This is a genomic window from Mycobacterium sp. (genome assembly GCF_035314665.1).
GTDB lineage: Bacteria > Actinomycetota > Actinomycetes > Mycobacteriales > Mycobacteriaceae > Mycobacterium.
In genome coordinates this window covers 1-13764 of the sequence record NZ_DATFZD010000162.1, presented here as the reverse complement: position 1 = coordinate 13764, position 13764 = coordinate 1, and the positions used below count along the sequence as shown (strand labels likewise).

Sequence of the window (13764 nt, the reverse complement as noted above, 5' to 3'; positions counted from 1 at the left end):
TTGGCTATCGGACTTGCGCTTTCAACAATTGCTGATAGATACCACCGAGAAAGCCGAAGATATGACGATGGACGATGCAACGGTTGCCGGCGCACTGCTTGCCGACCGAGTGGCGGTCGTGACCGGCGGCGGCGGCGGTATCGGCGCGGCGACTGCGCGGTTATTCGCGCAACACGGCGCCCACGTCGTCATTGCTGATATCGACACCGAACTTGCTCAACAGACTGCCGACGACATCAGCAAGTCTGGCGGGTCAGCCGTCGCGTTCGTCGTCGACGTCCGCGACGCCGACCAGGTCAGCGGTTTGGCGCGGTCGGTACTCGAGCGCCATGGCCAGGTGGATGTCCTGGTGAACAACGTCGGCCACTGGTTGCGTCACCCGGGCGACTTCGTCCATACCGACCCCCAACTGTGGGACGAGCTCTACCGGATCAACCTGCACCACGTCTTTCTCGTCACCCACGCCTTCCTGCCGGCCATGATCGAGCGGCGCGCCGGCGCAATCGTCAACGTCTCGTCCGTCGAGGGGTTGCGCGGCTACCCCGAGGACCCGGTCTACGCTGCCTTCAAAGCCGCCGTCATCCACTTCACCCGCAGCCTCGCCGTGCAGGTAGGCCGCGACGGCGTACGCGTCAACGCGATCGGCCCCGATGTCACCGAATCACTGCAGGTGCCGTACTCGCGGTGGCTCTCCGCGGAAGAGCAGCGGCAATGGCCGCAATGGGTTCCGGTCGGACGGATGGGACTGCCGGAGGACCAGGCCCGCGTGATCCTGTTCCTGGCCTCCGACCTGTCGGCGTTCGTCACCGGCCACACGATCCCGACCGACGGCGGCACCGGCGCAGCGGGTGGATGGTTTCGCTCGTCGCGCCGACCCGACCGGGAATGGACGAATCGCCCCGTCGCGCCGTGACGGTCAGCTCGGCTCGCGCAGCGGCATGCCGGCGGCGCGGTAGATCGCATCGATAACCGTCATATTCTCGATTGCGTCTTCGGGCGTAGTCTTCACCGGTTGGCCATGTAGCACGGCCGCGGTGAAGGCATCCAGCTGGTAGGCGTAGGAGGCGCGGCGCGGAAAACGCTCGACACGTTTGCCGGCAGCTGATCGGACGGAGAGCCGATTGAACATCTGCGGCAGCACCGGATTGAGCGCACGCAGCTCGCCCTTGTCACCAATCACGTGAGCGCTGATCTCCAGCAGCCGCGACGACCACATCGAGCAACGGATCCGGCCGGTATGCCCCTCGGCAAACCGCACCTCGGCCGTCATCGCCCGGTCAATTTGTGGTTCGCGCAATTTCGGCTGCGCTGAAACGACTTCCGGGGTTGAGCCCCCGAACGTCCGGACCATGTGGACCGCATAGCACCCAGCGTCCATGGTTGCGCCGCCGGCGAGCGCGTAGTTGTAGCGGATGTCGGAGGACTTCGGCAGCGGAAAGCACAGCGCCGCCTCGACCCGCTGCAGCTTGCCTAGTTCGCCTGAGGCGATGATCTCCTCGATACGCAGAGTCATCGGGTGGTAGCGGTAGTGGAACGCCTCCATCACGACTCGGTCCGACTGTGCGGCCAGTTCGGCGATCTCGCGGGCTTCGGCGGCGTTGGCGGTGAACGGCTTTTCGCACAGCACGTGCTTACCGGCGGTCAGTGCGGCCCGAGTCCATTTGCCGTGCAGGCCGTTCGGCAGCGGGTTGTAGATGGCGTCGATATCCGGGTCGGCGAGCAGCGCGTCATAGCTGTCGTGCACGCGGGCGATGTCGTGTTTGGCCGCGAATGCCCGAGCGCGTGAGACGTCGCGCGCAGCCACGGCGGCTACCACGACGTCGTTGTTTGTTTTGGCCGGTTTGATGAGCGCCGGCGGCGCGATACGCGCTGCACCCAGTACCCCAATTTGCACGGGATCAGGCTACTTGGCGACGCGGAATTTTGGCGGAAGATAAACGTCGAACGTTAAGCCTTGCGATCTTGAATTACATCGAATTGAACAAACCCCGTCATCTGAGTGTGCGGCGGGCCGAAATGCGTTTTTTCTCAGCAACCTCACTTGAATTATTAATGTCGCACGCAGGCTGGACGCCTACCGTCGCCCCATGACTGAGGTCGGTGAGCTGGTCCGGTTCCCGACGAGTCAGTGGTCGGGGCGCCCACCGTTGCGGTGCCCCCGCGGTCATCTGATGCGGCGGGAACGGATGCTGTCCGGCAGCACTGAATGCTCGTGTGGACGCCACTTGACGTGGCGATGTCACTGTGGCGCCGTAACGTATAGGCCCGAGCTGGGCGAGAAATGCGTTCTGCCTCGCCGGCCCGCGGTGCCTGCAGGCATAACGCGACTCGCCAAGCTTGTCCAACGACGGCCGAATCGTAGTGAGGATTGCAGTTCACAAGTGGCGCGAGACACCCGGGGGCGTAAACGGCATGTCAAAGTCCCGTAAAAAAGCCCTCAGGTCTCTCGCACTCAAGCCACTGGACTGGGTACATTTTTTAAGTTGGATTGCCGGGCTTTTGGCCCGCCCTAGCTGAGGAAGAAGGCCATGCCTCCCCTTGAAGCGCGGCTCCGCGAAGAATTGCGCAACTGCTCCGTCGAGTTACGACAACTTGCGTACACGCTGCAGAACGGAATAGGCGAGCACGACCTGCTTCGATTGTCCGAGCGAATGCGGGCCAGCGCCGACGATGCGGTCCGCCGCGGCGCGTGACCCGTTAGGGCTGACCGCTTAGTTGCCCGGAGCACCCGGCGGTTTGTTGCCCTCAGGTCCCGGCGGGTTGGTGCCCTCAGCGCCCGGCGGTTTCGGGGGTTGGCCCTGACCGGTCAGGTATTTCGAGCAGTACTTGCCTTTCGCGATTGTCATGAACTCGGTGGCGTTGTGCGCCGTCAAGCCCGGATTGCGCGACACCAGGTTGCTCTGGATTACTGATTCCGGCGTGCCGTTGTCCATCAACGAGCACATGTCCTTGGCAGCCGCGATCGCCTTGGCCGGGTCCTGCTCGGTAAGCCCGGCGGCTTTGAGTCCGTCAATGAAGTCAGCGTCGACACCGGACGGCGGATCGTCGGCGTATGCCGGCGCGGCCATTCCGATCATGGCGGCGACACTTGTCAGGATCAGCAGATGTTTCATGCCTTCCAGTGTTCCCAAGAACGCATCCCGCATTCAACACCAGGGCGACATTCGACAAGTGTTCAGACGGCGTTAACGCTGACGTCCCGCTTTTTCCTCGCCCTCCGCAGCGGGGCGTGACCCGCTCGGCCTCGCTGCTCAGTTGCCCACTGCGCCTGGCGGTTTCGGCGGTCAACCCTGGCCGGTCACGTATTTCGGGCAGTACTCGGCGGACGCGAGGATGATGAACTTGATGGCGCCTTGCTCCGATAAGCCCGGATTGCGCGACACCAGGTTTTTCTTGATTTCCGTGCCCGGCGTGCCCGCGTCGACCTGCGAGCACATGTCCTTGGCGATCGCGATCGCGGCGGCCGGATCCTGCTCGGCAAGCCCGGCATCTTTGAGTTGGGAAATGAAGTCCTCGTCGGCGCTGGACGGGGGATCGTCGGCGTATGCGGGTGCGGCCATACCGATCATGGCGGCGACACTGGTCAGCATCAGCAGACGTTTCATACTTCCCACTGTTCCAAACTCGCGTCGCCCCTGCATCCCACATCGAACGCCGAGGAGATATGCGACAAGTGTTCAGACGGCGTTAACGCCGACGTTGGCCCATGCCACGCCTACCCCGGGGTGTTCCCCGCCTGTTCCTCGCGCTCCGCGTCGGCCACCGTCAACGGCAACGCCAGCTCTTCCAGCGGGCGTTGCTCGGCCGCGACACCAAGCCACAATTCGACCAACCCCGAGACGGCCATCACCGCCGCTCCGATCAGGAACGACCAGATCACCAGGCCGCGCTCGCCCGAATTGATCAGCTGACCGAACAGCAGCGGCCCGGTGATACCACCAATCGCCGTGCCAACCGCGTAAAAGAATGCGATCGCCAACGCCCTGGTCTCCATCGGAAAGATCTCGCTGACGGTCAAGTACGCCGCGCTCGCGCCCGCCGACGCCAAAAAGAACGTCAGCGCGAGCACGACGATGAACATCCAGACGCCGCCGGCCCCGGTCACGAACAGCCCCGCGAGGACGACGGCCACCACCGCGGAACCGATATACGACAAGGTGATCATCGGTTTGCGGCCGACAGTGTCGAACAGCGACCCGAGTGCCAAAGGGCCGATGAAATTGCTGAGCGCCCAGAGGATGTAGAAGAGCGGCACCTTTCCGGATGGGACGCCATAGAACCCGCTCAACAGGGTCCCGAGATTGAACGTCACGCCGTTGTAGAGGAACGCCTGCCCGATGAACAGTGCCAACCCCAGAACGGCGCGCCGCGGGTAAAGCTTGAATGCAACCCTGGCGATCTCGCGGAACGAAATCGTCTCGCGCTGACGAACTGTGAGCGGGCGCCCCTGCGGCTCGGGCAGTGGCTGCCCGGTGTCCTGCTCGATTTCGGCTTCGATCGAAGCGACGACGTGCTCGGCTTCCTGATCGCGCCCGTGAATGAACAACCAGCGTGGACTCTCCGGAACGTTGCGCCGGACAAGGAGGACGAAAATGCCGAAGATGGCTCCGATTCCGAAGGCGAGCCGCCACCCGATGTTGGCCGGAAAGTTCGACGTGTCTAGAAGTACCAGCGCACCGGCCGCCCCCGCCGCCGAACCCAGCCAGTATGTCCCGTTGATCACCAGGTCCACGCGACCGCGCACACGCGCGGGGATCAACTCGTCGATCGCCGAGTTGATCGCGGCGTATTCGCCCCCAATCCCGGAGCCGGTGAAAAACCGGGTGATGAAGAAATACCAAGGGGCGAAAGCGAATGCGGTTGCAACGGTCGCGATCAAATACACCGCAAGGGTCAGCATGAACAGGTTGCGCCGTCCGAAGCGGTCGGTCAGGTGACCGAAGAACAATGCGCCTAGGCAAGCCCCCGCGATGTAGATCGCCGCTGCCACCCCGATCTGTGCGGGGTCGAGTTCGATACCGCTGCCCTTCTCGGTGAGCCGGGACGACACGTTGCCGACCATCGTGACCTCGAGTCCGTCGAGAATCCACACCCCGCCGAGACCGACAACGACGCGCCAGTGAAACCGCGCCCAGGGCAGTCGGTCCAGCCGTGCCGGCACCTGCGTGGTGATGGTTCCGGTCTGGACGCTGTCGCTCATGCTGCTCCGTTCTGTGTCGACCCCGACGTTTACCCGCAATCGCGTATCGCAAGCCTCAACGAAACTACTTCTTCGATCGACGGACGAACCTCGGACTACCCCGTCAGCGCATCGATGTGGTAGCGGCTCGCAGTCCATGGCGGCGTGCCAGGGGTCGGCGTAATGCTGACCGTGACGAGGTTTTTACCTGCGGTAAGACGGTCCGGGACGAGGTAGGTGTCGTCGAGCCAGCGGTGTGCGTTGTTGCTGCGCGGCTCCAACCAGATCCCGGCGGGTGTGCCGTCGATGGCAACGTCCGCTGATTGGTAGCCGGTCGCTTGGTCGGACGTGCGGCGCAGCAGGATGCCCTTGTTGTCCGAATTGATGATGACATGGAACGTGATCGCGGCGTTGGTGGCATGGACTAACCCGGGAATGGGGCGGGCGTCATCGGTGCCCTCGTATCCGCTGACAAGCAGTTGATCGGTGGCTTCGCCGTCGGAGTAGCCGTGCAGGAGTCGACTTACCGGATCGGTGGGGTTGACGTCGTCGCTGGGTGTGGCGGTGTCGTCTGGTTGTGTGTAGAGGAATGCCGTTGAGCTGTAGTCGGGTTGGACCATGTTGCGTTTACCGTGTTCGATGCCGAATCGGATCGCGGAATGGTAGTCGATCGCTTCGGCGAGCATGACACGATAGACGGCCACACAGTAGTCCGCGCATCCACCGGTGGCTGTGCGCTGGTCGGGTTGACCGGTGAGCGGGTCGCTATAGATGGTGCCGTTGTGGAAGTACCAGCCGCCCTCGTACAAGTCCTCGGTGCCGGTGCCGTACCACTGCGGCGACTCAGAACCGTCCGTGTAGACCCGTTCGGCTCCTTCGAGGAAGTAGGGCGCGTCGTCGCCGAAATCCGTTTTGATCCGCGAGCCGCGGATGGTGTGGCTGACGCCGACGAATTTTCCGTGGCCGTGTTCGTCGGCGAATATCCAGTCTTGACCGAGCGTCGTTGGTCCGGCGTGCGAACGTGCGGTGAAGTAGCCTGCGCGGCCGCTGGCCAGCGCGGGTGCCCACTGCGGGTCGGGCGTAAACGCGACGTCGCTGTCGATCCCGGTAATCGGGCCGAGGGTGGCGTTGACAAGGGTGACGCGGGCGGTATGGGCGAAAGGCATTGGCCACCAAGCCGATAACGACAACGATCCTTCGGGCTGTGGGGTCGTGGCGAACATCAGCGATCGCACGCTGTCGGTGCCCAGTCCTGCGCCGAAGAATTCTCCTAGTGGCGAGTCAACCATTGTTCGACCGTCGAACTCGATCTGTAGGCGCAACCCGGCCAGCAGTTGATCCGCCGGCGGTGGAAGCTGCAGGCGCAGTGCCGAGATGCTGCCTGAGCCAGTCGATTCCGCGATCACCACGCTAGCCTTGGCGGGAATCTGATTGACGCGATGGCTATGCGTTGCTTTCGGTGTTGCGGGTTTGGGGTCGACGGTGCCGGCGGCCCGGAGTGTCGCGAGCACGTCGAGTGCGGGGTCGGAGGGTGAGAATGTCGTCACGCCGTCTGCTGTCGAAAACCGGCGATAGTCGACGTGGTAATACTCCAAATGCGATGCGACGCTGATCCGCATCGACTGCCGATAGGGCATCGGCACCTTGATGTAGACGCCTCCCGGCGACTGGGTGGCGTTGGCTACCAGCGGCCAGACGAAGGGCGCACCGAGCGCGCCGTTGACCAGCGATTGCAATGGTGCGTCGATCACCGGGTGTCCGTCCAGCTCGATGCGGATCGTTCCAAGCGCCGTCACGTTTCCGCCGTCGCGGGTGAACCAGATCGAGTCGATCTCGCCGGCGCCGCGATCTTCCGCGACGACGCACCCGGCGCCACCCGACGCCAGACAGCCACCGCTGCCGTTCTTGTTACCGGTGGAGATGTCGTAGTTGCCACCAGTTCGATCGAAGCTCGACAGCTGCTGGCTTCGTGTGTCGGCGCTCAGATACGGCAGCCGATCCAATCGACGGTAGGTGTCCCAGCCAATTGTCTTCTCGCCGACTGCTCCGATAACCGGCGCGGCCGGCGCTGCGGCTGCCGGAGCAGCGGCGGCAATCCCCAGCAGCAGGAACGCGAACATCGCCGACAACGCGCGAACAGCGACCGGCATAGGTGCGACGGAATTACTCACCACGCACCAGTCCATCACCGCCGCTCCCTGCTCGGCGAGCGAAACGCGAATTACGTCGAGCTTTGAGCGTTCAACCGACACGCCGATCGGGCAACCGCTGTACCGGGTGCGGGGCTGTCAGAATTGCTCACGGCACGAAAGTGCCACCGGTAGTACAGCTTCGAGGTGTTCGCGTCCAGGACAACTGCTCGTAACGTTGGAGGAACGGACTCGCTATGTGGTACTCGCACACCGATACTGGTTTGAGGGCCTACATGAGAATGGTCGCCTCACGTAGTGCTAGTACGACCATCGTTTTGTGGATTCAACGGGTGATGCTGGCCACGATGCAGGCTGAGCTGGTGTCGTGGCGAATTGCATCGGGGCACCGAGGCACTCGCCGCTACCGTCGTTCGTGACGGCGCCCGCCTAGTGGATGTTGTAGAAGGATTCGACGTGCTCGTGCAGCTTCTTATACATCGGCGGGGCCTCGTAGGGGCCGGTGATCACCTCGATGTAGGCGGCGCCATCGGCTTGCCCGGCCGTCTTGAGCGCGTCATCCAGCACGCCGCAGCTGCTCACTCGCGCGGTGAACCACCCCTGGCAGCCCAGGGCATGGGGTAGCTCGACATAGCTCCACGCCGCGATGTCGTTGTAACCCAGGGCCATGTCCTTGCACAGCATCCGTTCGCTGAGATAGCCAGAGTTGTTGAGCACGAAAACAATCGGGCGCAGCCCGTGGCGACCGAGCTGGCTGATCTCCTGAGCGGTCATCTGATGCGAGCCCTCCCCTGTGATCAGGATCAGCCGCCGATCCGGGGCCCCCTTCGCGGCGCCGAAGGCCGCCGGAGTCGCCCATCCGATCGACGCCCACAGCGTCTGGTTGTGAAACTCCGCCCCTTGAGGAAGTTGCGCCAACGCCAAACCGAGCGACGACGTCCCGGTGTCGGTGATGATCACGTCATCGGGACGGAAGAAGTCCGCCCACCGCGGGTACAGAGCGTCAGCGGTAATCGGGTCCTCGCCACCTCCCGCGATCGGCCCCAGCGTCTCCGGTGCGATAGCCGGCCGCTCGGCACGTTTGGTGATACGCGTCGACACCCGCGCGAGGATGTCGCCGATCTCCACGTTGCGGTACACCGTCGAGCCCACGGTGGTGCGGTGATGGTCGACGGTGATGACCTTGGCCGGGTCCACCCGCACGGTGCCGCCGGCGGCGTTGCCGTCGGTCAGCCTGGCGCCGAGCATCATCACCACGTCACACGACTCGACGAAGGCGCGGACCTGCTCGCCCATCAGCCGCCCGACGTACATGCCGATGTAGTTGGGGTGGTCTTCGCCCAGCACCGACTTGTCGGCGAACATCGTCGCAAACGGTAAGCCCGCGCCGTCGACGAACGCCGTGGCGGCAGCCTGTAGGCCGAGCCGTCGCAGCAGGATCCCTGGCAGCACGCAGGCCTGACCGGCGTCGTTGAGTGCGGCGGCGACCGCGTCGGTGGCCGCCGCCAGCGCCTCGGGATCGCTGGTCGGCGCGCTCGCCGATGGCGCCTCCCCAAGGACGGGCGTGTCCGCGACGTCGCTGGGAATCGCCAGGTAGACCGGCCGTCGGTGGTAGAGCGCCGCCGCGATCAACCGCTCGGTCTCCGCCGCTGCGTTCTGCGGCGTCAGCGCGGCACTGGCACACACGATCGGCTCGGCCATCTTGTGGAACAGGTCGAATTCGCCGTTGCCCAGCGTGTGGTGCGCCAGCGCGCGGCCCTCCTGCGTCGCCGAATTCGGCGTGCCGACCAGATGGAACACCGGCAGATGCTCGGCGTAGGCACCTGCGATACCGCTCATCGCGGCCAGTTCGCCCACCCCGAAGGTGGTGCACAACGCGCCGACGCCGCGCGCGCGGGCATACCCATCCGCGGCGTAGGCGGCATTGAGCTCGTTGCAGCATCCGACCCAATTGATGGCCGGGTGCCCGACGATCGCATCATTGACCGGAAACGCGTAGTCCCCGGCAACGCCGAAGACGTCGTCGATACCAATCTCGTTGAGCCGCCGCAAGACGTATTGAATGACGGTTTCAGCCATGAGGTCCTCCGTATTTAGTGGTCAGATATGTTGTAGCGCTTTGTTTTCCATGACGGTCGCCAACTCCAGGAGATCGCCGACCATGAGATCGAAGTCTCCTTCGGCCGGCGGTTGCTCCATCACGACGCCGGCGCCGTATTCCAGGGGCCGGGAGACAAAGCAGGTGCGCAGTCCGCACGACGCAGCAGCCTCGAGATCCGAGGGGTGAGAGGCCACAAAGAGCACCTCGGTCGGTGAGCATCCGAGCAGAGCGACCGCGCCGAGATAGGTTTTCGGGTCGGGTTTGTATTGCCGGAAGACGTCGGCGCCGAAAACGGCGTCGAAGGTCATATTTGCGGACCGGGCCAGTCCCATCACCAGGGCGAGGTGGCCATTGGAAAGCGGTGCGACAAGATATTTCTTGCGCAACCGTGCCATGCCCTCGCTGGTGTCAGGCCAGCCGGGTAGTTGGTGCCACATTCTGGCCAGGTGGTCGAGGGTGTCGTCGCTGAGTGCGGGCAACCCGAATTGCGGGGCAAGCTGGCGCATGGTTTCGCTTTGCAGTTCATCGTAGTTGGCCCATTCGCGTTGCCCGGTACGCACTTTGGTTAACGCCGGAACGTGATCGCGCCGCCAGGCCAGCACCAGGGCGGGCCAATCGGCGTCGATATTGCGCACCCTACCCCACTGCTCGAGTTGGGTGACTAGCCCGCTGCGCCAATCCACCAGTGTTCCGAAGGTGTCGAACAGCAACGCCCGAATCTCGCTCATTGGTGTAGCTCCTTTATTGCGTGCTGCGAGTCCAGGGACTGCTGCTGCCAGTCGTAATCGACCAGGAAGTCCAAGTCGCAGCCCTGGTCGGCTTGCAATACGTGTTCGACGTGCAGCCGCTCATAGCCACGAGCCGGTTTCGAATCGCCGGGTGGCGCTTCGGCGGCCCGACGAGCCAGTTCTTCTTCGTCGACCAGCAGATCGAGTCGGCCGGTGATGGCGTCGAGCACGATCTCATCGCCGTCGCGGACGAGTCCGATGGGGCCGCCGACGGCCGCTTCCGGGGTGACGTGTAATGCCGTGGGGCCGCCTTCGGTTCCGCTCATCCGTCCGTCGGTCACGCACACCAGCTCTGTGACGCCCGCCTCGCGAAGCACCGCAGGTATTGGCACGAAATCGATCTCGGGCATACCGGGAGCACCCACGATTCCCGCATTGCGTAACACGATGACGCTGTCCGGTGAGGCTTGCAGGTTCGGATCCGCAGCCCGCTCGTGTGCATTGTGGAAGTCGAACACCAGGGCCGGACCGCGATGGGTCCAGAACTTGCGCGGCGCCGCCGATCGCTTGAATATCGCGCCCCGGGGAGCCAGCGAACCGCGCAATACAACCAGGCCACTCTTGTCCAGGAACGGATCGTCGAGCGACCGCAGGCAGGGACTGGGCTTTGGCTTCGCGCTGCGAACATCGGCAGCGACATCGGCCACCGTCCGCCCGTCGGCCAAGACGACCTCGCGGTTCAGCAACGGCTCCAGGACCGCCAACAGAGCGGGGACGCCGCCGGCATGGTCAAAGTCCTCCAGCGCGAACTCGCCAGAGGGTCGCACACCGAGCACCTGCGGGGTCTGTTCGCCGAGCTCCTCAAATCGATCGAGCCCCAACGAGATCCCGAGCCGCCCGGCGACCGCGACCAGGTGGATGAACTCGTTCGTCGAGCCACCGGTAGCCGACAACACCCGGATGGCGTTATCGAAGGCATCCGGAGTCATCACGTCGTCGGGGCGAATGCCGGTGCGGGCCAACTCCACTGCACGTACACCGGTGCGCTCGCCGAGGTCTCGCCGGCGCTGTTCGACCGCCGGCACCGCTGCCGAGCCCGGCAACGCCATGCCGAGGACCTCCGCGGCGATGGCCATTGTCGTGGCGGTCCCCATCACATTGCAGACCCCGACGGTGGGGGCGAAGGTCCCTTCCAGCTCGTCCCACTCCTGGTCATCGATGCGGCCCGCGAAGCGGTCCGGCGCGAGGTCCCAGATGTCGGTCGTGACAATGGAACGTCCTTGGAAAAAGCCGCAGCTGCGCGGGCCCGCGGTCAGCATGATGGCCGGCTTGCCGGCGCTGGTCGCACCCATCAACTGTGCCGGTACGGTTTTGTCGCAACCGGCCAGCAGCACCACCCCGTCGATGGGGCTGCATCGGATCATCTCCTCGACGTCCATCGACATCAGGTTGCGCAGCAGCATCGAGGTCGGCTTGAGCATGTTCTCGTTCAGCGAGATGGTCGGGAACACCACAGCAGTCCCGCCGGCCGTGGTGACTCCTCGTCGCACCGATTCGGCGAGATCGCGCAGGCCCATGTTGCAGGGGTTGAGCTCACTGAAGCTCGAGCAGATCCCGATTATCGGGCGCCGCCGCACCTCTTCCTTGCTCAAACCACCCGCCCGCAGAAACGCCCGCATGATCGTTCCTTCGCCATCACCGGCGAAGTGATCCCCGGTGACCGGGGGACCGCCCCCGGCGCCGGCATCGCGCGGGGGGCGCTTCCGCGAGTGGCCGTTGCCCGTCGCGGTGGGTTCTGTCGTCATGGCACATTCTCCTTCTGTGGGTATTAGGCGGCGTTGACGGTGATCTTGAAGATGGCGCTGGTGATGGCGCCCAAGGCGCCGCGGCCGCCGATGAAGAGGCGCTTGGTGTCATAGCCGGCAACGTCTTTCACGGTTTCACCGCCGAAACGGGCCGGCGCATGTCCGTCGGGTACTACGACCTCGAGGCCGAGCAGCGCATGGCGAACGTCCTGTCGTTCCGCAGGGCTCGGGTTGGCGATGAGCTCGCCCACGGTGCGCTCAGTCGCCTCGGCGGGGATGGCCGCACAACTCACGCCGTTTTCAGCGCACACCGCCTCCACCAGCCGGTCCAGCATGCTGCACTCGGCCCGCCGGTCAACCAGCTTCATCGCACCCGTACCCGCCGCTTCGCCTCTAAACGCACGGTGTGGCTAAGCGTAGCTGCGGGCCCTAACATGCGACAGCACACTGCGGACCTGTTCCTCGGCCAGGTAGACGAAGACGGCTTCGCAGACGAACAAATACGGACCGCGAGTAGCGGCAACGGTGTCGAACCAATCGGTGTCAAGCACCGAACCCGCCAGCATTGTGCACCGCGGTCGGTCGGCGAAGAACCGTCGGCGCAGCGCAATCGCGTCGGGAAGATCGAGATCGAACCACCGGACCGCGCCGTTGTCGAGCCGATCGAACCGGGTGTTCAGCCCGTACCAAGTTCGACGACGGTTCCAGCTGGATGCCGAGACATGAACCCGCGCACCCAGCCGTCGAGGATGGCCGATCGAAGCACGCAACCCGGCAGCGAGGGGCCGCCGAACGGGGTGAAGTCATAGTCGATGCCGTCGACAAGCTCGCGCGCCCGTTCATCGTGAAGCACCGCGTGACGCCGAGCCGCGTCACGCGCCCTGGCGTACAGCGGAATCAGCAATGTCTCTTGCACATGGTCCAACTCGGGCGCGATCTTGGATTCGTACAACACCTTTCAAGGATGAAGCGATCGGTTCGCGGTCGCTTGTACAGATCCGTCGTATTCCTCATCGCCGGTACCGGTTTGGCGCCGACCGTGGTTCGCTCCTAGGTAGTCAAGTCTGGAGGAAGGAGCGTCAATGCCTCAGGCAACCTCGCGTGAGCTTTTTCGGCAATCGCCTGATTTGGGCCCTATCGGCTTTCGCCGGTTACACGTCGGTGATGCTGGCGCTCGAGCGAAAGATGCACCGTTGCGGCGGACCGGGCATCATTGCTTTCGAATTGACGGGCAACGGCGAACGCGCACAACGGATTATGAGCGCGTGGGGAGATGATGGTCGACGGGCGGCGCGTCGTTCCCTTCAGCTCGACTTCGGCTACATGGCCACCTATGGCGCTTTGACCACATTGCTGGTGGACGGCGCCCGGCGCCGGCTGGGCCACCCAGCCGCAGTTCGGCTTGGCGTCGCTCCCGCTGTTATCACCGACGCGGTGGAGGGCGTTGCGCTCTTAAAAGTTCTGGCGGGCAACAACATCGACCTCAACGCGCGTCGGGCTCGCGGCGCGGCGATCATCAAGTTCGCAATACTCTTGGGTGCCCTGTTGTACATCGTCGGGTCCTACGTACGAGGCCGGAAGATTCCATCTTGAGGGTGAACGCTTGCGAACATTGTTGCGGCCCTGGCTAGTTCAGGGGTGGGTAATCAGGCGGCCGACGTGCCACCATCCACTTCGAACACTGTGCCGGAAATGTAGGAAGCCTCGGGGGACGAAATGAACACGACGGCGTTCGCGATTTCCTCGGGCTCTCCCCTTCGACGCATCGGCACCTTGGCGATCAGCGCGTCATTGCCGTCCG

The 13764-nt window shown here is 64.1% G+C and carries 15 protein-coding genes; 3 read left to right on the top strand and 12 right to left on the bottom strand.

Annotated elements, in window-relative coordinates; genetic code table 11:
• Positions 1-67 precede the first annotated feature (67 nt).
• The gene (locus tag VKI00_RS13015; protein WP_324437932.1) at positions 68-913 is read left to right on the top strand and encodes an SDR family oxidoreductase; all 846 of its coding nucleotides are present in this window, start codon (positions 68-70) and stop codon (positions 911-913) included.
• Positions 914-916: 3 nt separating this feature from the next.
• Here VKI00_RS13015 and VKI00_RS13010 read toward each other — a convergent pair whose 3' ends face one another.
• Positions 917-1894, bottom strand: a complete 978-nt coding sequence (locus tag VKI00_RS13010) for a Gfo/Idh/MocA family oxidoreductase (protein ID WP_324437930.1) — start codon at positions 1892-1894, stop codon at positions 917-919.
• Positions 1895-2528: 634 nt separating this feature from the next.
• On the opposite strand from VKI00_RS13010, the gene VKI00_RS13005 reads away from it, so the two are divergent.
• A complete protein-coding gene (locus VKI00_RS13005) occupies positions 2529-2693 on the top strand; it encodes a hypothetical protein (RefSeq protein WP_324437928.1) in 165 nt (54 codons plus the stop codon).
• Between the two features lie 18 nt (positions 2694-2711).
• Here VKI00_RS13005 and VKI00_RS13000 read toward each other — a convergent pair whose 3' ends face one another.
• The 10 genes from VKI00_RS13000 to VKI00_RS12955 all read right to left on the bottom strand — a co-directional run bounded on the left by VKI00_RS13000 (position 2712) and on the right by VKI00_RS12955 (position 12918).
• Positions 2712-3113 carry a DUF732 domain-containing protein gene (locus VKI00_RS13000; RefSeq protein WP_324437926.1) on the bottom strand — a complete coding sequence of 134 codons (402 nt, stop codon included), beginning with the start codon at positions 3111-3113 and terminating at the stop codon, positions 2712-2714.
• 171 nt (positions 3114-3284) lie between these two features.
• Positions 3285-3605 carry a DUF732 domain-containing protein gene (locus VKI00_RS12995; RefSeq protein ID WP_324437924.1) on the bottom strand — a complete coding sequence of 107 codons (321 nt, stop codon included), beginning with the start codon at positions 3603-3605 and terminating at the stop codon, positions 3285-3287.
• Between the two features lie 110 nt (positions 3606-3715).
• Positions 3716-5200 carry an MFS transporter gene (locus tag VKI00_RS12990; RefSeq protein WP_324437922.1) on the bottom strand — a complete coding sequence of 495 codons (1485 nt, stop codon included), beginning with the start codon at positions 5198-5200 and terminating at the stop codon, positions 3716-3718.
• 95 nt (positions 5201-5295) lie between these two features.
• A complete protein-coding gene (locus VKI00_RS12985) occupies positions 5296-7299 on the bottom strand; it encodes a glycoside hydrolase family 172 protein (RefSeq protein ID WP_324438016.1) in 2004 nt (667 codons plus the stop codon).
• A gap of 459 nt (positions 7300-7758) precedes the next feature.
• A complete protein-coding gene (locus VKI00_RS12980) occupies positions 7759-9408 on the bottom strand; it encodes an alpha-keto acid decarboxylase family protein (protein ID WP_324437920.1) in 1650 nt (549 codons plus the stop codon).
• Between the two features lie 21 nt (positions 9409-9429).
• A complete protein-coding gene (locus tag VKI00_RS12975) occupies positions 9430-10158 on the bottom strand; it encodes a haloacid dehalogenase type II (RefSeq protein ID WP_324437918.1) in 729 nt (242 codons plus the stop codon).
• Positions 10155-11963, bottom strand: a complete 1809-nt coding sequence (locus VKI00_RS12970; protein WP_324437916.1) for a dihydroxy-acid dehydratase — start codon at positions 11961-11963, stop codon at positions 10155-10157. Before VKI00_RS12970 ends, VKI00_RS12975 begins: the two co-directional genes overlap by 4 nt.
• A 23-nt stretch (positions 11964-11986) precedes the next feature.
• A complete protein-coding gene (locus VKI00_RS12965; RefSeq protein ID WP_324437914.1) occupies positions 11987-12298 on the bottom strand; it encodes a hypothetical protein in 312 nt (103 codons plus the stop codon).
• A 75-nt stretch (positions 12299-12373) separates the two neighbouring features.
• Positions 12374-12529: a hypothetical protein gene (locus tag VKI00_RS12960; RefSeq protein WP_324437912.1), complete on the bottom strand. Its 156-nt coding sequence runs from the start codon at positions 12527-12529 to the stop codon at positions 12374-12376.
• Between the two features lie 110 nt (positions 12530-12639).
• Positions 12640-12918 carry a hypothetical protein gene (locus tag VKI00_RS12955; RefSeq protein WP_324437910.1) on the bottom strand — a complete coding sequence of 93 codons (279 nt, stop codon included), beginning with the start codon at positions 12916-12918 and terminating at the stop codon, positions 12640-12642.
• Between the two features lie 209 nt (positions 12919-13127).
• Between VKI00_RS12955 and VKI00_RS12950 the strand changes: the two genes are divergently transcribed.
• The gene (locus VKI00_RS12950) at positions 13128-13556 is read left to right on the top strand and encodes a hypothetical protein (RefSeq protein WP_324437907.1); all 429 of its coding nucleotides are present in this window, start codon (positions 13128-13130) and stop codon (positions 13554-13556) included.
• Positions 13557-13609: 53 nt separating this feature from the next.
• On the opposite strand, the gene VKI00_RS12945 is transcribed toward VKI00_RS12950, so the two are convergent.
• Complete coding sequence (locus tag VKI00_RS12945; protein WP_324438014.1) at positions 13610-13744, bottom strand: SDR family oxidoreductase; 135 nt, start codon at positions 13742-13744, stop codon at positions 13610-13612.
• Positions 13745-13764: the final 20 nt, after the last annotated feature.

Bases quoted from the DNA above. Each gene is read 5' to 3' on its own strand.
- VKI00_RS13015 (WP_324437932.1), top strand. From the start codon at position 68: ATGGACGATGCAACGGTTGCCGGCGCACTGCTTGCCGACCGAGTGGCG.
- VKI00_RS13005 (WP_324437928.1), top strand. From the start codon at position 2,529: ATGCCTCCCCTTGAAGCGCGGCTCCGCGAAGAATTGCGCAACTGCTCC.
- VKI00_RS13000 (WP_324437926.1), bottom strand. From the start codon at position 3,113: ATGAAACATCTGCTGATCCTGACAAGTGTCGCCGCCATGATCGGAATG.
- VKI00_RS12995 (WP_324437924.1), bottom strand. From the start codon at position 3,605: ATGAAACGTCTGCTGATGCTGACCAGTGTCGCCGCCATGATCGGTATG.
- VKI00_RS12990 (WP_324437922.1), bottom strand. From the start codon at position 5,200: ATGAGCGACAGCGTCCAGACCGGAACCATCACCACGCAGGTGCCGGCA.
- VKI00_RS12985 (WP_324438016.1), bottom strand. From the start codon at position 7,299: ATGTTCGCGTTCCTGCTGCTGGGGATTGCCGCCGCTGCTCCGGCAGCC.
- VKI00_RS12980 (WP_324437920.1), bottom strand. From the start codon at position 9,408: ATGGCTGAAACCGTCATTCAATACGTCTTGCGGCGGCTCAACGAGATT.
- VKI00_RS12975 (WP_324437918.1), bottom strand. From the start codon at position 10,158: ATGAGCGAGATTCGGGCGTTGCTGTTCGACACCTTCGGAACACTGGTG.
- VKI00_RS12970 (WP_324437916.1), bottom strand. From the start codon at position 11,963: ATGACGACAGAACCCACCGCGACGGGCAACGGCCACTCGCGGAAGCGC.
- VKI00_RS12965 (WP_324437914.1), bottom strand. From the start codon at position 12,298: ATGCTGGACCGGCTGGTGGAGGCGGTGTGCGCTGAAAACGGCGTGAGT.
- VKI00_RS12960 (WP_324437912.1), bottom strand. From the start codon at position 12,529: ATGCTGGCGGGTTCGGTGCTTGACACCGATTGGTTCGACACCGTTGCC.
- VKI00_RS12950 (WP_324437907.1), top strand. From the start codon at position 13,128: ATGCTGGCGCTCGAGCGAAAGATGCACCGTTGCGGCGGACCGGGCATC.